This is a genomic window from Brucella sp. HL-2, assembly GCF_025846885.2.
GTDB lineage: Bacteria > Pseudomonadota > Alphaproteobacteria > Rhizobiales > Rhizobiaceae > Brucella > Brucella quorumnocens.
The window spans coordinates 43,164-66,580 of the sequence record NZ_JAOYTK010000011.1; the positions used below are offsets into that span (position 1 = coordinate 43,164).

Consider the following 23,417-nt stretch of genomic DNA (forward strand, 5'->3'; position numbering starts at 1 on the left):
CAGCGGTTCCAACGATTCAATATTAACTCGAACCGCTGTAATCCAGAATAACGCCGTTGGTCCTGAAAAGTTACACCGGAAGCTTCACGCATCCGGTGTAATGGTAGTTTTTCATGTAAGCGTCGCATCACATTAAATGCTGAACTTCCGGCATTTCAATGATGCCCAGAGAGAGCGCAGTCGCCACTGCGGAAGTACGATTGGAACAATTGAGCTTGATCTTCGCGTTCTGAAGATAGGTTACGACCGTCCAGCGAGCGATGCTGAGAATTTCAGCGATTTCCCCGTCCGTCTTGCCATTGGCCGCCCAGCGCAAGCAATCAACTTCACGTGGTGTCAGAAGAGATGCTGCCGATTTCGTATTATCACAACCGCACAGCGTGTTATGAATAATACCAGAAACGCTCAACAGACGCGGGCGCATCTTAAGAAGAAATTCTTCCTGCGTAGCTTGGTCGCCAAGCTCAAAGCAGAAAAATGTGCAGCCAACAGCCCCCTTCGGATTGCGTGCCGAGACCGCTATAAATGTATTTCCCAGCCCATGTTTCTCAGCATCCTGCAGCATGTCGGCGATATCGGGGCATGCTGCAGCATCTTCCTTGAGATCGCGCACGATCCCGCTGGAATCATTTCGATAATAGGGAGCGTCATCCTGAAAGACAGGATCAATTATGAAGTAATTCTTCGCTGAATATCGGGTCGCCCAGCTCGAAGGAAAAGTCATCACCACAGTAAGATCGGAAGAATTTGCCTTTGTACAATCTCCCATGCGCCCGCGATATGTGTGCATAATATACTTGCACCCAATCTCGTCACGGATACGCGTTAGAAGCGCAAGTGTGTCGCCCTGGAACGAGGTGCCAAAGAAGGTCTTCTTAAAATTCGGAAAATGAATCAAGTCGAGAGTCATTGCATAATATCCTTGGTAATAAAGGAAAAAAGGGCTTCATCTGGTGCCACCAAAATACCAGTGGCGAATCGACTCCTTCGGGCCTTCAATCACTTATAAGTCACATAAAAAATGGGTCGTGTTGCAACCCGCAATAAATTGATTGCTATGTATTACACACAAGAACGGTGCCTAATTATGGCTCTCGCAAATGAAAACTACGTTACCGACAGGATAATGTGTGTTTAATCCTTCACTCAAAGGGCGGATGTACTATTTTGAAACATCCGGGCTTCGTTTGCCATAAGCCCTGAAGAAAAATTCGAGAGCAGACTCGACATTTTTAACAATTGTCTGCCTCGAAGGAGGTTCACTCAATACGCCAAAAAGGCGGGGTCGATAGAGGCCGGAAAGAAAAAGATCCGAAAGCTGATAAGCTTTTTCCAGCGGATCAAACGGTTCCAGTTCGCCTGACTGGATCATTTTGGAAAGATAATCTGCCATGATTAAGTGGCTGCGTTTAGGACCACGTTCATAGAAGCGCGCCGACAATTCAGGCTTGCGTTCACTGACACCCAGAATGATGCGCTGCGCACGAATTGCGGTCGTCGAAGTGATAAGCGTAACCAGAGTAACACCAAAGTCAGCAAGCTCTTCGCGGGTCGAGAAGCCTTTGTCGATTTTAGCGACCATCTTGCTGAAAGTCGTCATTCGATAATGTTCGCACAAGGCGACGAACAGATCTTCTTTGCTATTGAAGTAAACGTAAATCGTTCCCTTGGAGACACCCGCTTCCCGCGTGATGTCGTTCATGCTCGCAGCGTCAAATCCCATCCGCAGAAATACATTTTGCGCACCCTCAAGAATCTGCTGGCGCTTTATTGGATCTTGACCTGCAGCGAGACGCGTACGTCCGCCTTCCACATCGGGTTCGACCGCAAAGGCGCCGACCTCATCGCTATCCAAGGCAGCTGCAGCGCTCTGTTCTATGTGGTGTTCACGATTCATTGTACAAAACTCATAATTTTCTCGAACCAAACGGTTCGATGTCACTTGATATGGTCAACTTATTGCTCTAAGTCAACATCGAACCAAGCGGTTCGTTGAAGCGGTTATACAGAAAGTTTCCAAATGTCCGCCCATAAGTCTGTTGATACGGCTGATATCCGTCCATTCCCGACCCCTACGGCTCAGGGAGAACAGTCCAGAGTGAATGCAGAACCCATGGGCGAACGGCCAGCACCGCAAACAGCCCCGGATACTGCTGCTCCTGGCGCAACACCTGATACCGCAAAAGGCGGCAAGAAAAAGGGCATTGGTAAGCGCGTTGTGCTGCCGGTCGTTCTCATTGCTGCCGTCGCTGGTGGACTTTGGTACGGTTACAACTGGTGGACTGTTGGCCGCTTCATGGTTTCAACGGACGACGCTTACGTGCAGGGTGACATTGCGTCTATCGCACCAAAAGTCACCGGCTATATTGAAAGCATCCCAGTCGTTGCCAACCAGCATATCAAAGCTGGTGATGTGATCTTCCAGCTTGATGCCGGAGATTACCAGATTGCGCTCGACGATGCGGAAGCCAAGCTCGACACCCAGAAGCAGACCCTTGCACGTATCAACGCGCAGATCGATGCCTCAAAGGCGACGTTGCAGCAGGCGCAAGCAGACGAACAGGCCTCGCAGGCCGTTCTGAAGAATGCCGAAAGCACCATGGTCCGAATTCAGAAGCTGCATGATACGCGCTTCTCCGCGCAGTCCGAACTCGACAACGCGCAGTCGTCGCTCGATCAGGCGAAGGCAAAGCTTGCTGGTTCGAATGCGCAGATCGCTTCGGCCAATGCCAATATCGAAGTGCTGAACGCACAGTATAAAGAGCAGGAAAGCACCATTCGTTCGCTGGAGCTCGCCCGCGACAAGGCTGCCCGCGATCTCAGCTTTACGACACTGCGCGCACCTTTCGATGGTGTTGTTGGTAATCTTTCCGGCAAGAAGGGTGATCTCGTTTCGCCCGGACAGAAGATTGCAGCGCTCGTTCCTGTGAATGCACTCTATATCGATGCCAACTTCAAGGAAACGCAGCTCGGCCACATCAAAACTGGCGAAACAGCGCGTATCTATGTTGATGCCATCGACGGCCCTTACTTTGAAGGCAAGGTCGCATCCGTAGCCCCTGCATCGGGTGCCGTGTTCTCGCTGTTGCCGCCTGAAAATGCCACCGGCAACTTCACGAAGATCGTTCAGCGTGTTCCGGTTCGTATCACGATCCCTCAGGACGCCCTCGATTCTGGCAAGATCCGCGCCGGTCTCAGCGTAACGGTTGACGTGGACACACGCACCGCACCTGAAGACAAGGCCAACTGACACGCGTGACAAAGCTTTTGGGAGCGCATTCCGAAAAGCGTGAACACTGATCATTAGAACATGCGGCGGCGCGACTGACAGCTTTCGCGCCGCCTTCCTCTTCCCTTTCGGAGTGCGCCGTCATGGCTGCAAACACCACAATGGGGCCCATGGCTCCTGCAGATGATCGCATCGACCCCAAGAAGGCGATTGCCTTTCTTGCGATGGTGTTCGGCATGTTCATGGCCATTCTGGATATTCAGATTGTGTCCGCATCGCTGTCTGAAATTCAGGCAGGCCTCAGCGCCAGCTCCGACGAAATCTCCTGGGTTCAGACATCCTATCTGATTGCGGAAGTCATCATGATCCCGCTGTCAGGCTTCCTCGGACGCCTTGTCTCAACCCGCGTTCTGTTCACGGTATCCGCTGCTGGTTTTACGCTTGCCTCCATGCTCTGCGCGACCGCGACCAATATTGATCAGATGATCGTCTATCGCGCCATTCAGGGCTTCATCGGCGGCGGTATGATCCCAAGCGTGTTTGCAGCCGCCTTCACGATCTTCCCGCCCTCCAAACGCTCCATCGTTTCGCCGATGATTGGCCTTGTCGCAACACTTGCGCCAACAATCGGACCGACCATCGGCGGTTATCTCAGCCACGCTTTTTCCTGGCACTGGCTGTTTCTGGTCAATGTCGGCCCGGGCATTCTGGTAACAATCGCTGCATGGAACCTCATCGATTTCGACGAAGGCGACAGCTCACTCCTGAGCAAATTCGACTGGTGGGGCCTCGCAGGTATGGCAGCGTTCCTCGGCTCAATGGAATATGTTCTGGAAGAAGGCCCTCGCAATGACTGGCTGCAGGATGAAGCGATTTTCATTCTGAGCGGCGTAATGGTTGTAGGCGGTATTCTCTTCTTCTTCAGAGCCTTCACAGCCGAAGAACCCATTGTAGATTTAAGAGCCTTTAAAAACGTCAACTTTGCCTTTGGCTCGCTGTTCTCATTCGTAATGGGTGTCGGCCTCTATGGCCTTACTTATCTTTATCCGCTCTATCTCAGTCAAATACGTGGCTACGACGCCCTGATGATCGGTGAAGCGTTGTTCGTCAGCGGCCTTGCCATGTTCTTCACGGCCCCCCTTGCCGGTTTCCTGTCCACGCGCATGGACCCGCGCTTGATGATGATGATCGGCTTCCTTGGCTTTGCGGCTGGGACGTGGATGGTCACCGGGCTTACAGCGGACTGGGACTTCTACGAGCTGCTCATCCCACAGATTTTGCGTGGCTGTTCGCTCATGCTTTGCATGGTCCCTATCAACAACCTTGCGCTTGGCACGTTGCCCCCTCCTCTCATGAAGAATGCCTCCGGCCTGTTCAATCTCACGCGAAATCTCGGCGGCGCTGTCGGTCTGGCTGTCATCAACACGATCCTGATGCGCCGCAACGATATGCATTATGAACGGCTGGCCGAACATGTTCGCTGGGGCAATGCCGAAGCCGAACAGATGCTCGCCAACCTGACTGCCAAGTACAATGCGGCTGGGATGGATGGCGCAACTGTTGCCATTGCCAAAATGTCAGGCATGGTGCGCCAACAATCGACATTGATGTCGTTCATCGATGTGTTCTTCATCCTGACGATGATGTTCTGTACACTCGCAGTCTGTGCCGTGCTGTTGCGCAAACCAAAACAAGCAGCCGGAGGCGGTGGCGGCGGGCACTAGAATAGAGCCAGCAAGCAACAAGGTTCGGTTTCAAACGAAACTGAATCTGCTTCGTCAGTATTTCATAAATTTTCGTTTAAATTGCTCCTGCTTGCACTTTGCCGCGCGCAGGCAAACTCCTGTCGTTTTGGGAAAAGCGTTTTTTTAAATTGTGACAGTGACGAAACCTTTGTCATATTTATTGTCATAAAAATGCAGTTAACCCTTATGGATCAATTGCTAAGTCCCTGAAAACGTGTTTCACTTTCTGTCGTTGACAATTTGTGACAATAAGCAAACTGTCATCCAACCGTCATCTAGGACGGCTATCGGGAGTGCGCGAACACTGGAATCGACCGGGAGCGTTCGCCCGACTTTAACAGGGGAGTCAAACAATGCTTGCATTTACTGCGCGCCTGCTGTCGCTATCGACAGCAATCGCCGTTGGCGGGGTTTCTATTGCAGCTGCTGAACCATCGGCCGAACTGATCGCTGCGGCGAAGGCCGAAGGCGAACTGACCACCATCGCTCTTCCGCATGATTGGTGCGGTTATGGCGAAATCATCAAGAGCTTCAAAGACAAGTATGGCCTCAAGGTCAACGAACTGAATCCAGATGCGGGTTCGGGCGACGAAATCGAAGCCATCAAGGCCAACAAGGACAATAAGGGCCCACAGGCTCCTGACGTGATCGACGTCGGCTTTGCCTTCGGCACCACCGCCAAGAAAGACGGCCTGATCCAGCCATACAAGGTTGCAACCTGGGACGAAATTCCAGATAGCGCCAAGGATGCTGAAGGCTACTGGTATGGCGATTATTACGGCGTTCTCGCTTTCGAAGTGAACAAGGACATCGTCAAGGACGTCCCACAGGATTGGGAAGATCTGCTCAAGAGCGATTATGCCAATTCGGTTGCACTCGCCGGTGATCCACGCGTTTCCGCGCAGGCCATTCTCGGCGTTCACGCTGCAGGTATCGCACGCGGCGCGGAGCCAGGTGTAGAAGCTGGCAAGAAGGGCCTTGAATTCTACAAGGAACTCAATGCCAACGGTAACTTCGTTCCTGTTATCGGCAAGGCTGCTTCGCTCGCACAGGGCTCGACCCCAATCGTTATCCGTTGGGATTATAACGCTCTCGCAGACCGCGATACGCTCAAGGGCAACCCGGAAATCGAAACCGTGATTCCGAAGAGCGGCGTCATTGCCGGCGTTTACGTTCAGGCGATCAGCGCATACGCACCGCATCCAAACGCTGCAAAGCTCTGGATGGAGCACATCTATTCGGATGAAGGCCAGCTCGGCTATCTGAAGGGCTACTGCCATCCGATCCGCTTCAACGCGATGGCTAAGGCTGGCAAGATCCCACAGGATCTGCTCGACAAGCTGCCACCGGCAGATTCCTATGAAAAGGCTATCTTCCCAACCTTGGAACAGATTGAAGCCGCTCAGGAAGAAATCACCAAGAACTGGGATAGCGTCGTCGGCGCCAACGTTCAGTAAGCGATTTCATCTCGCCCTGTTTATGCCTGCGACGACCAGAAATGGTCGTCGCAGTATTTCCTGAACAGTCAGGCATTATGCAGCGAATTTAAGCTGTTAGAGCAACCTTCGTATGCCCGTTAGGGTTCGCGGTGCTCTGATAGAATCTTAGCCGACAGAGATACTTCGTCTTTTAATTTCACGCGTAGTCACATCCGAAAACCTATATGCTTTCGGGATTATGCTCTAAAGAAAGAACGCATGAGTTCATCAGCCGAAACAACCGCACCAATCAGCGGGGTGCGTAAGCGTCAATTGCCACTATCGTGGATTGGCGTCGCGCCTTTCTTTCTGTTTGCCATTCTCTTCCTGTTATGGCCGACGGTGTATCTGATCATCGGCGCCTTTCAGGACCCAAATGGCAATTTCACGCTGCAGAATGTCCGTGATCTTTTCCAGCCTCAGATTATGAGTGCCTATTGGATTTCGATCAAAGTAAGCCTCGCCTCCGCCCTTGGCGGTGCGCTGATTGGCTTCTTTCTGGCTTGGGCCGTAGTGCTGGGCAATCTGCCGCGCTGGCTACGTCCGACCGTACTGACCTTCTCAGGCGTTGCATCCAATTTCGCTGGCGTTCCGCTGGCCTTTGCCTTTCTGGCCACGCTCGGACGCACCGGCTTTGTGACTATCCTGCTGCGCGAATGGTTCGGCTTCAATCTTTATTCGACAGGCTTTAATCTCCTAAGCTTCTTCGGCCTGACAATCACCTATCTGTTCTTCCAGATCCCGTTGATGGTGCTGATTCTGACACCAGCACTCGACGGTCTTAAAAAGGAATGGCGCGAGGCATCTTCGATCCTGGGTGCCACCAATCTACAATATTGGCGCATGGTTGCATTCCCGATCCTCTGGCCGAGCCTTCTCGGCACAACCTTGCTTTTGTTCGCCAATGCCTTCGGTGCGATTGCGACCGCCTATGCACTGACCGGTTCTTCGCTCAACATCGTGCCGATCCTGCTCTATGCGCAGATCCGAGGCGACGTTCTGCATAACCAGAACCTTGGGTACGCGCTGGCGCTCGGCATGATCGTTATAACCGGGCTTTCCAACCTCCTTTACATCTGGCTGCGTATGCGCGCCGAAAGGTGGCAGCGATGAAAAAGGCATTCAACGCTCAGAAGATCGGTGCATGGATCGCTTTCCTTATCGGCGCGATCTACTTCCTGGTCCCACTGATTGGCACCTTCGAGTTTTCTCTGCGCATGCGTCGCGGCGAGTATTCATTTGATGCCTATCGGGTTGTTTTCAGCGATCCGAATTTCCAGGCAACCTTTGGTTATTCGATTCTGCTCGGCGTTCTGACGATCATATTCGGTGTGCTGCTGGTGGTACCGACAGCCTATTGGGTGCGTTTGCGTCTGCCGCACTTACGGCCAGTGATTGAGTTCATCACCTTGATGCCGCTTGTCATTCCGGCCATCGTCATCGTGTTCGGTTACTTGCGCATCTATAATTCATCGTCATGGTTGCCGTTCACCTCGTCGACGCGTGCAACTGATCTGTTGCTTATGTTCGGCTATATGACCTTGTCGCTGCCTTACATGTATCGCGCTGTTGATACTGCCATGCGCACGATTGATGTCCGCACACTCACCGAAGCAGCACAGAGCCTTGGCGCTGGCTGGGGGCGGATCATGTTCAAGGTGATTTTCCCGAATGTGATGTCGGGTGTTATGAGCGGTGCGTTCATTACCTTTGCCATTGTCATTGGCGAATTCACGCTTGCATCGCTACTCAATCGTCCAGCTTTCGGCCCGTATCTGCAGCTTGTGGGCGCCAATCGCGCTTATGAGCCGTCCGCGCTGGCGATCATTTCGTTTGGCATTACGTGGGTCAGCATCATCATGCTGCAGCTCGTATCTCGCCTCAACAAATTCAAGACAACCGCCGGGTAACATTCATGGCTTTTCTTAATCTCAAGCACCTGAAAAAGAGCTTCGGCGCCAATACCGTCGTCCACGATTTCAATCTTGCCGTCGAAAAAGGTGAATTCGTTTCCTTTCTCGGGCCTTCGGGCTGTGGCAAGACAACCGTTCTGCGTATGATCGCAGGCTTTGAAACAACGGATAGCGGTGCGATTGAAATCGACGGCAAGGATGTTGTCGACCTCAAGCCCAATCAGCGCAATATCGGCATGGTTTTTCAGGCCTATGCGCTCTTCCCGAATATGACTGTTGCACAGAACGTCGCCTTCGGTCTTCGTGTTTCTGGCAAGTCAAAAGCTGAAATCGATGCCACAGTTCAGGAAATGCTGAGCCTCATCCGGCTTGAGCATCTTGCGGACCGCTATCCCTATCAGATGTCTGGTGGTCAGCAGCAGCGTGTGGCACTGGCGCGTGCGCTCGCAACCAAGCCGCAAGTGCTTCTGCTTGATGAGCCGCTTTCAGCGCTCGACGCGAAAATCCGTATTTCACTGCGTCAGGAAATCCGTGCGATCCAGCAGAAGCTGGGCATCACGACTGTCTTCGTGACACATGATCAGGAAGAAGCACTGTCGATCTCCGACCGCATTGTCGTCATGCATGAAGGTCGGGCGGATCAGATCGGCACTCCGTTTGATATCTATAACCGTCCTGCCTCGCGCTTTGTTGCGTCCTTCGTCGGCACACTCAACATGCTCGAAGCATCCGTCAACGAACCGGGACAAAACAGCATCGATCTTGATGGTCGCACAATCAAAGTTAACGACGAACTCGGTCATCATGCTAAGGGCAAGCAGATCACGCTGGCTCTGCGCCCGGAAGCTGTCAGCCTCGAAGCACGCAAGAGCCACGATACGTCGCTCGATGCAACCATCGAAGATGTGCATTTCCTTGGCTCGGTTATTCGTACGCGCGTAGCACTTGGCAAGAACCAGCTGTCATTTGACACGTTCAACGATCCGACACAGCCACCGCCGCAGCGCGGCGACAAAGTGACGGTGCATTTTGCATCACACGATCTGCTCGTTCTGGCTGATTAGTCGATAAAAAGTAACAAAAAAGCCGCCCAACCGGGCGGCTTTTTTATGAAACTCGTGTTCATGGCGTGTCAAAATAATGGCGCTGATGTGATTTTCCATCAATCAGAGCCAAAGCTTTTCAGCGCTTAATCACCCCAAGGTCCGTGGAAGTCACCTTCCTTATCGATGCGTTTGAAGCCGTGCGAACCGAAGAAATCGCGCTGACCCTGAATAACATTTGCAGTGCCCCGCGACTGCGTGAAGCTGTCGAAATAACTCAATGCCGAACCAAGCGCAGGAAGAGGTAGACCGGCAAGAGCTGCCTGCGCCACGATCTTGCGAAGCCCCTTTGACGCCTTGCCCATACGTTCAACGAAAGCAGGAACCAGCAACAGGTTTTCGATTTCCTGACCTTCAAAGGCCTGTGCAATGTCGTCAAGGAACAGCGAACGAATGATGCAGCCTTCGCGCCAGATACGTGCTGTCGTTGCGAGCGGAATGTTCCAGCCATATTCTTTCGACGCTGCCGACATGACGGCAAAGCCCTGAGCATAGGCTGCAATTTTGCCAGCCAGAAGACCCTGTTCAAGATCGGCAAGGAACTGTGCCTGATCGGCAATATCGAGCGCGCGCGAAGCCGGATTGTAAACCTTTTCAGCAGCCTGACGCTCGGTCTTGAGCGACGACAAAGAGCGCGCGTCAACTGCGGCTTCGATACCAGTTGCCGGAACACCGAGCATCTGCGCTTCGATAGCCGACCAACGACCCGTACCCTTCTGTCCAGCTTCATCGAGGATCACATCGACCATCGCCTTGCCGGTTTCAGGATCGGTAGCCTTCAGGACTTTTGCAGTGATTTCAATGAGGTAGGAATTGAGCGGGCCCGCATTCCACTTCTCGAACACATCACCGATTGCCGGAGCCGAAAGGCCAAGGCCATCACGCAGAATGCCGTAAATTTCGGCAATCATCTGCATGTCGGCATACTCGATACCGTTGTGAATGGTTTTCACAAAATGGCCTGCGCCATCCGGGCCAACCAGTGCGCAGCAAGGCTCGCCCTTATATTTTGCAGCCGCAGCCAGGAGGATTGGCGCGATGCGCTCATAGGCTTCCTCTGTACCGCCAACCATCATCGAAGGCCCATGACGTGCACCTTCCGCACCGCCCGATACACCCATGCCGACGAAGGTCGGATCGTTTGGACCCAGCGCCTTCAAACGACGAACCGTGTCGCGATAGTCAGAGTTGCCAGCATCGATCATGATGTCACCTTTCTCAAGATAAGCCTTGAGGCGGGTGGTTTCGGCATCAACTGGTGCGCCTGCCTTGATGAGGAAGATGATTGGACGTGGCTTGCGGATATTGTCAGCCAGCTCTTCAAAGGTGGCGCAAGGAATGATCTTGTCACGCAACGCGCCAGCTTTTTCGATGAATGCTTTCAGGACGGGCTCGTCGCGGTCATAGACGGCTACCGTGTAGCCCTTCTCGGCGATGTTCAGCGCAAGGTTCGAACCCATGACGCCGAGACCGACCATTCCGATATCTGCTTTTTCCATTTTTTGCCCTTTTGAAACACAGCCAACTGGCTTGTCATACAGAATTAGAGAGCCGACAGACTGGACTGTCGTAGCTGTCGCTGTCGCACTATGTAGCGCCAGCAAAGCCAGTCTGTATCCTATTGTTGGATGATCTAGGGCATATGACGCAAATTTGATAGGCCTTTTTCTAAAAAACTAACCGATTTAAATGCTCAGACGCGCTCCAGTTTCTCATGCGGCAGGGGCGGCAGCTCGACCTCGATATTGTCACCAGCCTGCACATTGCCACCCGCAATAACGATCGACATGATACCCGCTTTACGCACCAGTTCGCCGTCGTCGGTTTTATCGAGAACAGCGCCGAGAAGGCCTTTTTCGAAGTTTTCAATCTGTGAACATGGATTGCGCAGGCCCGTGATTTCGAGAACTACATCACTGCCGATTTTGAGAAGCGCCGACTTTGGAAGTGCGAGCAGATCGATCCCGCGCGTGGTGATGTTTTCACCCAGTTGCGCTGGCGCAATGTCGAACCCTTTCGCAGTCAGCTCATCGAAGAGTTCTGCTGGAATAAGATGAACCTGACGCAGGTTTGGCTGAGTCGGATCAGCCTTCACGCGCGAACGATGCTTGACCGTCACACCTTTATGCGCGTCGCCTTCAACGCCCTGGCCTGCAATGATGCTGATCTCAGAAACCAGCTGTTTCGAGAAACGATGCTCGGCGTCACGTGCAACGGCTACAACAATTCCACTCATATTTTTACCTTGATCACATGAAGAGGGAAACGGCAGGCAAAGCCGGTCGTAATCCCGCATATCATGCGATATACAACAGACAAATGACAAGGGTATCGCGAAGGGGTTGGCGGTAAAACCATGACGAACACGCAACGCGACGGCAAAAATTTTCGCTGGGGCATTTGGGGAACGGGCACGATTGCCAACGCCTTTGCAGCAGATATTCAGGCAAGCCAAGATATGCGCGTGACCGCCATTTGCTCTCGCTCACTCGATAGTGCTGAAAGCTTTAAGGACCGCGTCGATGCAGACAAGGCGTTTGACGATCCATCAGCATTTCTAAATAGTGCTGATATCGATGCCGTTTACATTGCCACGCCCAATGCCGTGCATGTCCCGCAGACATTACAGGCAATCGCCGCTGGCAAAGCCTGCCTGACTGAAAAGCCGCTGACGCTTGATGCTGATGGTGCAAACCAGATCGCAACCGCAAGCCAAGCGCATAATGTGTTTGCCATGGAAGCTATGTGGAGCCGCTTTCTCCCGGCAGTTCATGCCGCGCGCGAGCACATCAAGGCCGGAAGAATTGGAACAGTAAAGCGTATTGAAGCCGATCTTTCCTATTTCCACGAGGAGAACCCGGAAAGCCGCTTTTTCAATCCGGCATTAGGCGGCGGTGCCGCATTCGATCTTGGCGTTTATCCGGTTTCGCTCACGCTGAGCTTCTTGGGCTTGCCCAATGCAGTCAGCGGACGCTGGACACGTGCCAAGAGTGGCGTCGATATGCGTACGGAAATCGAACTGACATATGCAAGCGCCAAAGCGCATCTTTCATGCGGTTTTGACCATAACGGTAAAAACCAGATGCTGATTGAGGGCACAGGGGGAGCAATTCTGCTGCACGCACCGTTCCTCAAAGCACAGCGCCTCACAATCTTTTCTGCAAAAGCAATGAGCTCTGCCATCGGCCCCAAAGGTCCAGGCGGATTAATCGGCAAGGTTCTCAATCGCTTGCCACTGCCGGGAAGAACGGTCGAGCATCACAGCTTTGCAGGCAACGGGCTTCAGTTTCAGGCGCAAGCCGTGCGCGATGCCGTATCACGTGGCGAGATTTCCAGTCCAATCATGCCGCTTGAACACAGTGCTGCCGTCGCAAACATCGTCAGCACTGTGCTTGCAAAGAAACCCGATTAGAAGCTGCTCTGCACCTTATGAGGCGCTGCATTCTCGCCAGCATTGTTAAGTGCAAGAGCCACTTCGGTAATGTGCAATGCCACAGCGCCTGAGAAAAAGGCCGTCTTACCGGTTTCGATGGCGCGCGCCTGATCGGCAACACCACGCATGAAATCAATTTGCGATGGGAATGACGGCAGGCTCACCGTATCGCCTTTTGGATAGGTAAGCTTGCTGCCAACTGCCGGTTTCCATGCGAGTGTCTTACCAAGTTTGGCTTCAAGACGTCCAAACACCCGCGACAGAATGGAACGTTTTCTGGTCGTCGATTCAAGCCGAACCGCAGAACGGTTATCCCAGAGATCATCGACCGTAATCGAGCCTTTATCGGCCACAATCGTCAGGCTGCGATCTTTTGGCATTGCGAGGCCCGAAGTCAGACGCGCAACGAGGCCAGATTTAAAGCGCAGGCACCCCACGGAAAAATCCGGTGCCATGCGCAGATGTTCGGTGCCCGGCCCCTTATTCTGGAAGGTGACCGAAGAGAAAGCAGTCACGCTTTCAACTGGGCCGAAAAGCGACACGAGCCATGAGAGCGCATAGCCCGCATGTTCCAGCGTGCAGCCAATCTCAAACTCATGCAGACCCGGCCATGGCGCGCCCGATTGTGAGCGCCATGTCGCCCATTTATCGCGAAACACCGGACCGTCTTCCATTTCAGCATAAACCAGACGCGGCGTGCCAATCTCGCTCATCGAACTTGAAACAAGTTTCTGCGCGTCACTGAGGCCATTGGCGGGTGCCGCAGCAAGCGTCAGACCATTGGCGGCAGCAAAATCGACCAGCGCTTTGGCATCGTTGAAATCCATTGCCAAAGGCTTCTCGGAATAGACATGCTTGCCAGCCTCAAGCGCTGCGCGCGAAATGGCAAAATGGCTTTCCGGTGTGGTGAGGTTCAAGACAATCTGCACGTCTTTATCAGCCAGCACGGCCTCAAAGCTCTCATAAGCACGCACATTATAATGTGCGGCAAACACCTTGATCCGTTCCGGCGATCGATCGAAGGCACCGAGCAGCTTGAGTTGCGGATAATTGCGCAGCGTGGTCATGTAGTAATCGGCGACAAAGCCCGTGCCAATGATAGCGATATTCATGGTAACTCCGGCTAAAGCATGTCGCGGAAAAGTGGAAACCGGTTTTCCGACAACGACATGCGTGAAAACAAGAAGATAGAGTCAGCGCAGCGGGTACGAACAAGCGCGACACGCTCTAGATAGCCCGCTTGGGAATGGTGACTTTGGCCGTCATGCGCAGACCAAAGATCGCAAAGATAAGCATGAGCCACACTGGATCCATGCGACGAAAAAAGAAGCTTTCCAGCATCGCATTGAGCGTGCCGAAAAACACAAACATCAGGAAGAAATCAGCAAGAAGCAGGTTCTCGCGAGTTGGTCTGCATCGCATATAGTTGACCAGCGGCATGATGATGATCACGACTATTGCGCAGATAAGACCGATAAGACCCATCGAAAGCGTGATATCGAGATAGCCGTTATGGCCATGCACGATGCCGCGCACATCCCAGTCGAGATAATAAGGGTTGGCGGCTTCCTTGACCCGCTCAGCCCCCCAGAAGCTCTCATAACCAAATCCGATCCATGGACGGTTGTGCAACGCATCAATCGCAAAGGCCCAGATCGAGGTGCGTCCTGTAAAAGTCGGATCGACCGAGAATTGCAAAACAATCTGATGCAACGGCTCAAATAGCACTGTGCCAATGGTGAAAAGCGCAAACACAACCTGAATGACAAAGATCATCAGAGGTGCCAGTCCGCGCATACCAAACATGCCGGAACCGATGACCAGAAGCATGGCGAATGGAACCAATGCGGCAGTGGTTTTCGAACCTGTATGCGCCACAAAGAACAATGCAAATAACGCAATCAGCGCACCGCTGAACCGCCAGCCGCGCCGCCAAAGATAAATACCCGCAAAAGCGAAAATCGCCATGACAGGCCCGGCAATGTTCTTGTGGGTGAAGACACCCCGCCAAAGAAATGAATTCTGCGGCTCGCCAGCATCTACACCGTGGGTGCCAAGATTAGGCAAAAGCACCACACCGGCATAGGAGATAAAAATAACGATAGACGCCACAACAAGCAACATCCACGAATAGCCATCGGCATCTTGCGGCAGGGCAAGGACAGCGACAATGGCCAGCACACCGATCAGCGTCAGCATGATGCCACGAATGGCGGTCGAAGGATCGGGACTAACGAAAGCTGAAGCCAACAAAAGGCCGAACATCAGCAGCCAACCAAGGCTGACAAGCCGCAAAACCTTGCCAGGTTCGGCGAACATTGCAAGCGACGCCAATGCTATGGCCCCGACGAGGCCAAAGCCAAGCTGATTGACGGCATCACCCGCCTGCTGACCATCGGCAGGAACAGCCGGTGAAAACGGGCGAAAAGAAATCAACAGAATGCAGAATATAACCGTCGCGGTGACGAGCGCTATCTGGCGCATCGTCACCCGCATCGGATCGGACGAACTTGGATTAGTTCTTGTCCGGGTTGCGGTACTGCTCATTCAAATATCCAAAATGCGCCATCACCCGGCCCAGACCGATATGGATGAAGTAGGTACCAACAGGTGCAAAACCAGCGGCAACACCTCTTCTCACAGCCTTGATCGGCGAATAAGCCAGAAGCGCGAGGCTCTTGAGGAACACGCGCACCTGACCGAGTGGCTCGTCCTTGCGCTTGCGCTGTTCAATCAAGGTCGAAAGAACGCCGTTGCGCAAGCCGCGTGATCTGATCCAGTCGTTTTCGAGACGACGTGCCGGAATGGTTTCGCGCACGATACCTTCCGCACACCAGGCAACTTTGAAGCCCTTAGCGATTGAGCGGGACAAGAAGTCAGAATCGCCGCCGCCGGTGAAGTTGAACTTCAGATCCATAAACGGATAACCATGCGCTTCAAGCACAGGGCGCGCAATCAGCAGATTGCCCGACGAATAGATAATCGGAACCGGGCCTGTCTTGGTATAATGCGGTAGGAAGACCGGATGCTTTGCCCACTGTTCCGAATTCGGCTTTTCAAAAATCGGATACTGCGGACCGCCAACCAGGCTAACGTTATAACGCTCAGCGGTCGAAACCATGTTTTCGATCCAGTCAGGATCAGCCAGTTCGTCATCGTCGATCACGATGACATATTTAAAATTCGGGAAAAACTTAGTCGCGGTCAGCCAGCCAGCATTATAGGCGTTGCAGTTGCCGCGATGGGATTCACCGATCAGCATACCCCGATATTTACCGGCTTCGAAAAGCGGGGCGGCAACGGTTGCGCCTTCCTTCTTTTCGGTTTCGTTCTCGATCACAACGACAGCCCATTTACGCTTGGTGGTCTGCGCATTCAGCGTGTCGAGCGTGCGTATCAGATGCTCGGGCCGCATAAATGTCGGGAGCGAAACGACGATGTCGATCTCGTCATAGGCGAGACCAGGTGTTTTAGCGATTACTTCAATATGATCCGGTAAATCTGGCATCTCAGCTTCCGATTATTTCAGAGAATTATGATTTTATGTTTATCTTGCCACTATTGATAAACGCTTAAAGAAAAGTTCACCGCATGGCTGTAGACACTAACTTCAATAAACATTCATTAAGAGCCGTCAGGAGTTGAATTGCAACCGTTTCGTCTTGTCTTCGTGACGTCACTTGTTCCCCATGCCGTCGCCTCAACCGGATATGAAGTTGCCAACGCAGCCGTCATTGATGGCCTTCGTCGCGCAGGCGCGCATGTGACCGTGTTGGGTTTTACGTGGCCGGGACATAAAGCTGCTGAAAGTGCCGACACAATCGTCCTTGGCGAAGTGGAAGTACGCACGGAAGGTGCAGGCATCAAGCGCAAGATCGGATGGGTGCTAAAATCCTTCCTCACCGGGCTGACGGTTTCCTCAGCAAAACTGCGCGTGATCCCTGCTATCGAGCTGCATAATGCAATCACCGAACTTGGCGACTTTGATGCCTATGTTCTCAACGGTGTCACGCTGCCCGGAGCGTTTGAAGAAATTTTCAAGAACAAGCCATCTCTGTTCGTTGCGCACAATGTCGAATATCGCTCTGCGGAAGAAAATGCCGCAGACGCCAAAGGTAAAGTACAGAAATTCCTGTTCGGCCGCGAAGCACGCATTCTGAAAAAGTTGGAAAACAGACTGTGCAAACAGGCAAGTTTCGTTTTCACATTTGCGGAAGACGACGGTCCGGCACTGGGCCTTAACAACGATAAGTTTGCAACACTACCGCTTGTCATGCCGGGGAATAATGCGGCTACAAAGGCGCCTTCAGCGAAATACGATCTGGCGCTGATCGGGACATGGACATGGCACCCGAACCGCATCGGGCTTGAATGGTTTCTGCGCGAAGTAAAACCACTGCTGCCGAAAGACATTTCAATAGCCATCGCTGGTAATACACCGGCTGATTTGATTGCAGCATGGCCGGGCGTCAATTTCGTCGGCAAAGTGCCGGATGCAACCGAGTTTGTAGAAAGTGGAAAGCTTGTGCCGCTGATCAGCCGGGCCGGCACTGGCGTTCAGCTCAAATCCATCGAGACGTTTGAACTTGGCATGCCAAGTGTCGCGACTGCACATTCGGTTCGTGGAATCCGTTATATTCCCGCAAATTGCACGATTGCTGATAAGCCTGCGGAATTTGCGGCAGCTGTTGTTCAGCGTCTAAAAGCAATAAACGATGGGGACCGTCAAAAACTGGATGGCAAAGCCTTCAAACAGGCACAAATCAAAGGCATGGACAGCGCGATCGCCCGAGGCTTAAAGAAACTTCAGGACGTGACAGGAAAAGCAAACTGACATGACGAATAGTGCACCCGCAAAACTCGAATATCGAAATATTCTCGGCATCAAGGTTGTCTGTTTCGACTGGGACAGTTCGTTCGCCTATTTTGAAAAACGGATCGAGAGCCGTGAATTCATGAAGCAGGGCTGGCTCAATGCCAACAATGCCAATATTGCGCATGAAGACCCAGCCTATATGGCCGCGCTGAAAGATTTCCTGATTCTGCCTGATGGTATTGGCGTCGATATTGCCAGCAAAGCAGCCTATGGCGCGAAATTCCCGGCCAATCTCAACGGCACAGATTTTATTCCGGGCCTGATGCAGCACATCAAGCGTCCAATGAAGGTCGCCCTGTTGGGCGGCGGTCCGGGTGTTGCTGCTGAAGCCGCAGAACTTTTCAAACAGCAAATACCGCAACATGATTTTCGCGTTATTTCAGACGGTTATTTCAAACCAGCCGATCTTGATGGCATTCTCGGTCAGCTGGCCGATTATCATCCCGATATTCTGCTCGTCGCCATGGGCGTCCCGCGGCAGGAACTGTTCATCGATAAATACATCAAAGCGGAACATTGCACGATTGCAAGCGCTGTCGGTGCTCTGTTCGATCTGCACACCGGCCGCGTACAACGCGCACCACATTGGGTCCGCACACTCAAGATGGAGTGGGTACACCGCCTGTTGCAAGAACCGCGCCGTCTGGCAAAGCGCTATCTCGTCGGCAATCCGGTCTTTCTCTGGCGTGTGGCCAAGGAAAAGCTGTCAGGGGGTAAACCTTGAAGACAGCTATCGTTACCGCAAGCTGGGATCAGGACTTTGAGCGTTGCAAGCTCCTGTGTGAAACCATGGACAAACATGTCACCGGTTTCACCAAGCATTACATACTTGTCGACAGCAAAGATGTGGCACTGTTCCGGCAGATAGAAAGCGCCAATCGCATCGTGATTGATGAACGCGATCTGCTGCCCTCATGGCTGCGCGCATTTCCCGATCCGACCTATCTCGGACGTCGTCGCGTCTGGTTGTCGTTCAAAACCAAGCCATTGCGCGGATGGCATGTGCAGCAATTGCGCCGTATTGCACTGGCAAGCAAGGTGGAAGAAGACGGTCTTCTCTACACCGATTCCGACACTGCTTTCGTGCGCGCATTTGATTGCAGCACGCTCTGGCAAGGTGACAAACTGCGCCTGTTCTACCGGCCCAATGCGCTTGCCAATCCCGAATGGCCGGAACACCCTGTTTGGGCTGAAAATGCAGGAAAGCTTCTTGGTGTCCCGAATGGCAAAAGCGCACTGAATGATTATATCGGCCAGCTCGTTTCATGGCGCAGAGATTCGGTCGTCGGCATGTGTGAGCGTATCGAGGAACATACGGGCCAGCATTGGGTAGCGGCTATCGGCAACGTCCGCCGCTTCTCCGAATGTTTCATCTACGGCCATTATGTCGATGATGTTCTGGAAGGCGCGGGCCACTTTCACGATACACACGATCTCTGCCGCATGCAGTGGTTTGCACCACCGCCAACGGAAGAAGAATTCAGAACTTTCATTGCCGAAATGGAACCGCATCAGGTCGCCATCGGCATGCAGTCCTTCCTCAGCCTGTCGGTCAATGATATTCGCCGCATCATAGGTGGTTGAGATCGTCAAAACCCAGAGCGCCGAATTGTGGCGCTCTGGGTTTTAGACCCGCTTCGCGGGCCGCTTGATGCTCGTATAGGTGAAAACCAGCGACAGGATATAAATCCCCGCAAATACGAAATTGAGGCCGGCAATCCAGTCATTGCTGTTTCCATAATAAATCAGCAGAAGCCACACGAACAAAGCCTTGGCTGCAGTCATCAGCACCATGTTCAATGTACGCAGACCAGATTGACCACGCGCGTAGAGAATCTCGGTCTGATACTCGATCAGGTTGCGGAAACCCGGCACCAGCAACACCAAAGGCAACAGCCCGACAATTGGTGCAACGCTTGCGCCAAGTGCCTTGGGGAAAAATTGCAGGAAGATCACCATTGCGCCCAAACCTGCTACCGATATGGCAAAGACCGCAAACTCCAGCCCAGCCCTGATACGCAGCGACGCCAGCATATCGGGCGTACGCATAAGCTTCTGTACGAGCATCATATTAAAGGAACGGATCGGCAGTGCAGTCAAATCGACCAGGCGCATGATGATCGCATAGATGCCTGCCGTTGTTGGTCCGCCGATGCTCAGCACCAAAAGCTTATCGAGCTCGCTCTGAATATAGAACAGAAGTTCAGCGCCCATCACAGCGATGGAATCAGATATGCGCCGGGCATAAAGGCGCGGCTCAAAGCGCAATTTCACCCGTGGATAGAATCGAAGCGCCACAATCAGTGCTGCGGCATTTGCAGCCAGATACCACCATGCCCAATGCGCGACATCGTGCGTTGCCGCCAGAAACATGAACAAGACTGCAGCAACCGCACGCGTTACGGTTCCGAAAATCACCAGCAAAGCTGAAATACCGAACCGCCGCAGCCCATTATTGACGATGATGATCATCTCCGTCGAGCGCCACAGAAGCGCTTCGGCAATGACGACAATGGCAAACGGCAAAAATGAAATGTCGCGGCTGAAGAAGACGAAGTAAACCAACCACGAACAGATCGCAAAAAGCGGTAGGGAGACAAGAACCGCCGCCAAATAGCCGGCTGTATATGTGCCAAGCAAAAGCGGTTTCACGGTAGAAATACGATAAAGTGGCGAGCTGAACCCCAGCGAAACGAGCCGCGACAGCACCACACCGGTACCCGACGCTGTGGCAAAAATACCGAAGTCTCCCGTCGGCAATGTGTTCGCAAGCGCGATAAAATAAAGAAGCGAAACAACCAGTCTTCCGGCAGAACCAGAGAAGAGCGAGAAATAGTCCCGCACCACGGCACCGCGACTACCCGATAATTTCTTGAATGCTTTCGCGATCACCCAAGGGCCTCGTCTTTATATTACCTGTTGCTTGTTAAGCCGTGTATGTCGACCGTAGACCGATACTTAGCGAAAAAGACTTAATTAAAAAGCACTAACGCGATTATCGATACGCATTTTAACCATTTGTTCTCCATAAAAAACCTATAGTCGGAAGCATGAAGACTATTCTGGGGTACGGACATCTTTGACGATGAGCGGTGACGACAAGCGCAATAAAGGAAGAGAAGAAAAGCCTCTTCTTGCATTTTCAGACGCGCCTGAGACGAGCCGCGAAGAATCTGACGCGTCCAAACGTGAGCCTCAATCTATTACCCCGCCCATAACTCCACCGTGGACCCCACCTGCCACCCCTGAGGAACGCGCAGAACTTTTCCGCTCGCAGCAGGAAAATAAGGCCGCCAAGGAAGAAGAGGTCTCCGAGCTTCGCAGCCGCATGGCTTCGATCAAGGCAGAGCTTGAACGCAAGATTGCAGAGCGCGAACACAGCGCCAATTCGTCCAAGGATGAGGTGGCCAAAGTCAGCACATCGGAACCGAAAGCAATTGTCACGGACGATACATGGCCCGCTAAGCGCGAAGCGTCGAACACCGAATGGAAGCCACTTATTGATCCGCGCATAGCGATTGAAGTCGTCAAAGGTTCGCGCAAATTGCTGATCGCAACAACGCTGATCGGCGGCATTGCAGCAGCTCTCTACGCCATGACGATTCCACAAATGTATGTGGCATCGACAGATATTCTGGTTGACCCGCGCAGCATCAAGACCGTGGGCACCGAACTGACCCCGGGACAATTACCAACCGATGCATCGCTGGCGATTGCTGAAAGTCAGGCGCGATTGCTCGATTCCAGCAGTGTTTTGCTCAAGGTCATTCATCAGGCCGACCTGACCAAAGATCCGGAATTCAACGGCAGTTTTGTACCCACAGGCATTGCTGGCTTTTTCGCGCAGCTTAAAAGCATGATGAAGCCAAATACCGCGAGCGAGGGTCAGGCACTTGAAACCCGCGTTCTATATAATCTCTACGACAGCCTTACGATCGGGCGCGACGCCAAGACCTTCATCTATTCGATTTCGGTCAAAACACGCAGCCCTGAGAAATCAGCCGAGATTGCCAATCTCGTCGGCTCCGTGTTCCAGACAGAGCTGGACTCTCTTCAGTCGGACGCCGCCCGCCGCAATGCAGAAGAACTTTCGAAACGCCTCGCCGATATGAGTGCAAGCGTTGAGAAAGCCGAACAGGCTACAGCAGATTTCCGCGCGTCGCGTGATCTTGTCGATGTTGATGGCAAGTTGATCAGTGATAATGATCTCACTCGTCTGAATGACCAGCTTACCAATCAGCGCGCTGAAACCATGCGTCTTCAGGCGCGTGTACAGGTTCTCAACGATGCGACAACCGGCAGCGTTATTTCCGGTACCTTACCGGAAGATTTGCGTTCCAACACGCTGACGGCACTGCGTGCACAATTTGCGCTGGCCAGCCAGAATGCGAACGGGGCGTCCACTCAACTTGGGCCACGCCACCCGCAACTCATTCAGTTGCAGTCACAAAAGCAGACTGTCCTGAACGATATCGATGCCGAACTACGCCGCATCCGCGCTTCCTTGCAAGTTGAAGTGCAGCGCTCTGCCCAGCAGGAGCGTGATCTCAGCACACGCCTCGCACAACTCAAGTCGCAACAGGCCAACAGCAATGATGATCGGGTGAAATTGCGGGAACTGGACCGCGAAGCTTCAACGCTGCGCTCCGTATATGAAGCGTTCCTGCTACGCTCGCGCGAAACCACCGAGCAGCAAGGCATTACGACTACCAATGTCCGTGTAATTTCTGAGGCACGCCCGCCGCTCGATCCTGCCGGATCATCGCGCAAGCTGATTGTGATTGCAGGACTGATCGCAGGTTTTCTGGCAGGCCTTGCTATTACAGCCGTCCGCAACTTCGGACGACTGGTGCGTTTGTCCTAAAGCATGTCGCCGCTCAAATGGATTCATTTAGCGTTCGCGAACATGCGGCAATTTAAGGAATCTAGAGCGAGCGTTATGGGTGCCATTAAGCGTGACACGCTTTAGAGTAAATCTAACGACTATGCGTCAGGCTGTCTGCCGCGTAGTTGTTTCAACACGCGGCAGTTTGCGGCCGCTGGCGCGCAAAATTCCCTGTGCTCCATCGAGATGGCCAGGATTCAACTCAATTGCCAGAAAGCGACGCTTTTCGAACGGCCCGGGCATGGCAAGTTCGCCGGTCTTTTCCGCTGAAAAGCCGAAGCGTTCATAATATTCTGGATCACCGACAAGCAGAATAGCACCGTGACCGAGCCGTTTGGCTTCGGCAATCGCGTGTTGCATCAATGCCGAACCGATACCGCAACCTGCAGTCGACGGATCAACCGCGAGCGGGCCGAGCAGCAAAGCTGAAACCGGAAAACCGAAACCATCAAGCCCGGCATGGACATTCCATAGCCGCACCGTGCCCGCGAGCGATCCGCCCGCACCAGTGGCAGCAAACGCCAGACCTTCGGCGGGCTGACGACCGCGACGCAGCTTTTCAGAAGACTTTCTGCGACGACCTTCGCCCATTGCGCGGTCGAGCAGTGCTTCACGCGCAACAACGTGCTCGCCAGTTTCGCCGACGACAGCGAAAGCTGTCTGAAGGCGCTGCGAAAGGCCGGTTACGATATTTTCCTGAATTTCCAGATTTGCATTCATGACATCTCACCCCAAGCATGGGCAGCCGCACATCC

The 23,417-nt window shown here is 53.0% G+C and carries 20 protein-coding genes; 11 read left to right on the plus strand and 9 right to left on the minus strand.

What is annotated here, in order from left to right:
* Positions 1-127: 127 nt before the first annotated feature.
* The gene (locus OIV19_RS13720; RefSeq protein WP_264231985.1) at positions 128-910 is read right to left on the minus strand and encodes a LuxR family transcriptional regulator; all 783 of its coding nucleotides are present in this window, start codon (positions 908-910) and stop codon (positions 128-130) included.
* Positions 911-1,162: 252 nt separating this feature from the next.
* Positions 1,163-1,897 (minus strand): TetR/AcrR family transcriptional regulator C-terminal domain-containing protein, encoded by a 735-nt coding sequence (locus tag OIV19_RS13725; RefSeq protein ID WP_319637602.1) that lies wholly within the window; start codon positions 1,895-1,897, stop codon positions 1,163-1,165.
* Positions 1,898-2,020: 123 nt separating this feature from the next.
* Here OIV19_RS13725 and OIV19_RS13730 point away from each other — a divergent pair, with 123 nt between their 5' ends.
* The 6 genes from OIV19_RS13730 (at position 2,021) to OIV19_RS13755 (ending at position 9,429) form a co-directional block, all read left to right on the plus strand.
* Entirely contained in the window at positions 2,021-3,250 is a 1,230-nt protein-coding gene (locus tag OIV19_RS13730) for an HlyD family secretion protein (RefSeq protein ID WP_151092966.1), read from the plus strand.
* 122 nt (positions 3,251-3,372) lie between these two features.
* Complete coding sequence (locus tag OIV19_RS13735) at positions 3,373-4,953, plus strand: DHA2 family efflux MFS transporter permease subunit (protein WP_264231986.1); 1,581 nt, start codon at positions 3,373-3,375, stop codon at positions 4,951-4,953.
* Positions 4,954-5,327: 374 nt separating this feature from the next.
* Positions 5,328-6,431 (plus strand): ABC transporter substrate-binding protein, encoded by a 1,104-nt coding sequence (locus OIV19_RS13740; protein ID WP_191792958.1) that lies wholly within the window; start codon positions 5,328-5,330, stop codon positions 6,429-6,431.
* 240 nt (positions 6,432-6,671) lie between these two features.
* Complete coding sequence (locus OIV19_RS13745) at positions 6,672-7,565, plus strand: ABC transporter permease (protein ID WP_264231987.1); 894 nt, start codon at positions 6,672-6,674, stop codon at positions 7,563-7,565.
* A complete protein-coding gene (locus OIV19_RS13750) occupies positions 7,562-8,362 on the plus strand; it encodes an ABC transporter permease (protein ID WP_151092974.1) in 801 nt (266 codons plus the stop codon). The genes OIV19_RS13745 and OIV19_RS13750 overlap by 4 nt, the downstream gene beginning before the upstream one ends.
* A gap of 5 nt (positions 8,363-8,367) precedes the next feature.
* Entirely contained in the window at positions 8,368-9,429 is a 1,062-nt protein-coding gene (locus OIV19_RS13755; protein WP_151092976.1) for an ABC transporter ATP-binding protein, read from the plus strand.
* A gap of 125 nt (positions 9,430-9,554) precedes the next feature.
* On the opposite strand, the gene gnd is transcribed toward OIV19_RS13755, so the two are convergent.
* Together gnd and OIV19_RS13765 are read right to left on the minus strand one after the other, a co-directional pair.
* On the minus strand, positions 9,555-10,967 hold the full coding sequence (gene gnd / locus OIV19_RS13760; protein ID WP_264231988.1) for an NADP-dependent phosphogluconate dehydrogenase: 1,413 nt from the start codon (positions 10,965-10,967) through the stop codon (positions 9,555-9,557).
* A gap of 194 nt (positions 10,968-11,161) precedes the next feature.
* The gene (locus OIV19_RS13765; RefSeq protein ID WP_264231989.1) at positions 11,162-11,704 is read right to left on the minus strand and encodes an MOSC domain-containing protein; all 543 of its coding nucleotides are present in this window, start codon (positions 11,702-11,704) and stop codon (positions 11,162-11,164) included.
* 120 nt (positions 11,705-11,824) lie between these two features.
* On the opposite strand from OIV19_RS13765, the gene OIV19_RS13770 reads away from it, so the two are divergent.
* A complete protein-coding gene (locus OIV19_RS13770; protein WP_264231990.1) occupies positions 11,825-12,880 on the plus strand; it encodes a Gfo/Idh/MocA family protein in 1,056 nt (351 codons plus the stop codon).
* Here OIV19_RS13770 and OIV19_RS13775 read toward each other — a convergent pair.
* The 3 genes from OIV19_RS13775 to OIV19_RS13785 form a co-directional block, all read right to left on the minus strand.
* The gene (locus OIV19_RS13775; RefSeq protein ID WP_264231991.1) at positions 12,877-14,013 is read right to left on the minus strand and encodes a Gfo/Idh/MocA family protein; all 1,137 of its coding nucleotides are present in this window, start codon (positions 14,011-14,013) and stop codon (positions 12,877-12,879) included. The two genes, OIV19_RS13770 and OIV19_RS13775, sit on opposite strands and share 4 nt — an antisense overlap.
* 115 nt (positions 14,014-14,128) lie before the next feature.
* A complete protein-coding gene (locus tag OIV19_RS13780; RefSeq protein ID WP_264231992.1) occupies positions 14,129-15,448 on the minus strand; it encodes an O-antigen ligase family protein in 1,320 nt (439 codons plus the stop codon).
* A complete protein-coding gene (locus OIV19_RS13785; RefSeq protein WP_024895930.1) occupies positions 15,417-16,409 on the minus strand; it encodes a glycosyltransferase family 2 protein in 993 nt (330 codons plus the stop codon). The genes OIV19_RS13780 and OIV19_RS13785 overlap by 32 nt, the downstream gene beginning before the upstream one ends.
* Before the next feature lie 138 nt (positions 16,410-16,547).
* On the opposite strand from OIV19_RS13785, the gene OIV19_RS13790 reads away from it, so the two are divergent.
* From OIV19_RS13790 to OIV19_RS13800, 3 genes are read left to right on the plus strand one after another with little or no spacing between them, the layout of a single operon-like run.
* On the plus strand, positions 16,548-17,735 hold the full coding sequence (locus OIV19_RS13790; RefSeq protein WP_264231993.1) for a glycosyltransferase family 4 protein: 1,188 nt from the start codon (positions 16,548-16,550) through the stop codon (positions 17,733-17,735).
* A gap of 1 nt (position 17,736) precedes the next feature.
* On the plus strand, positions 17,737-18,501 hold the full coding sequence (locus OIV19_RS13795; protein WP_264231994.1) for a WecB/TagA/CpsF family glycosyltransferase: 765 nt from the start codon (positions 17,737-17,739) through the stop codon (positions 18,499-18,501).
* Positions 18,498-19,361: a DUF6492 family protein gene (locus OIV19_RS13800; protein WP_151092991.1), complete on the plus strand. Its 864-nt coding sequence runs from the start codon at positions 18,498-18,500 to the stop codon at positions 19,359-19,361. Before OIV19_RS13795 ends, OIV19_RS13800 begins: the two co-directional genes overlap by 4 nt.
* Before the next feature lie 42 nt (positions 19,362-19,403).
* Here OIV19_RS13800 and OIV19_RS13805 read toward each other — a convergent pair whose 3' ends face one another.
* On the minus strand, positions 19,404-20,669 hold the full coding sequence (locus OIV19_RS13805) for an oligosaccharide flippase family protein (RefSeq protein ID WP_264231995.1): 1,266 nt from the start codon (positions 20,667-20,669) through the stop codon (positions 19,404-19,406).
* A 193-nt stretch (positions 20,670-20,862) separates the two neighbouring features.
* Here OIV19_RS13805 and OIV19_RS13810 point away from each other — a divergent pair, with 193 nt between their 5' ends.
* Positions 20,863-22,641, plus strand: coding sequence for a GumC family protein (locus OIV19_RS13810; RefSeq protein WP_264231996.1), 1,779 nt, complete (start codon positions 20,863-20,865; stop codon positions 22,639-22,641).
* Between the two features lie 126 nt (positions 22,642-22,767).
* On the opposite strand, the gene OIV19_RS13815 is transcribed toward OIV19_RS13810, so the two are convergent.
* Complete coding sequence (locus OIV19_RS13815; protein WP_264231997.1) at positions 22,768-23,382, minus strand: GNAT family N-acetyltransferase; 615 nt, start codon at positions 23,380-23,382, stop codon at positions 22,768-22,770.
* Positions 23,383-23,417 lie beyond the last annotated feature (35 nt).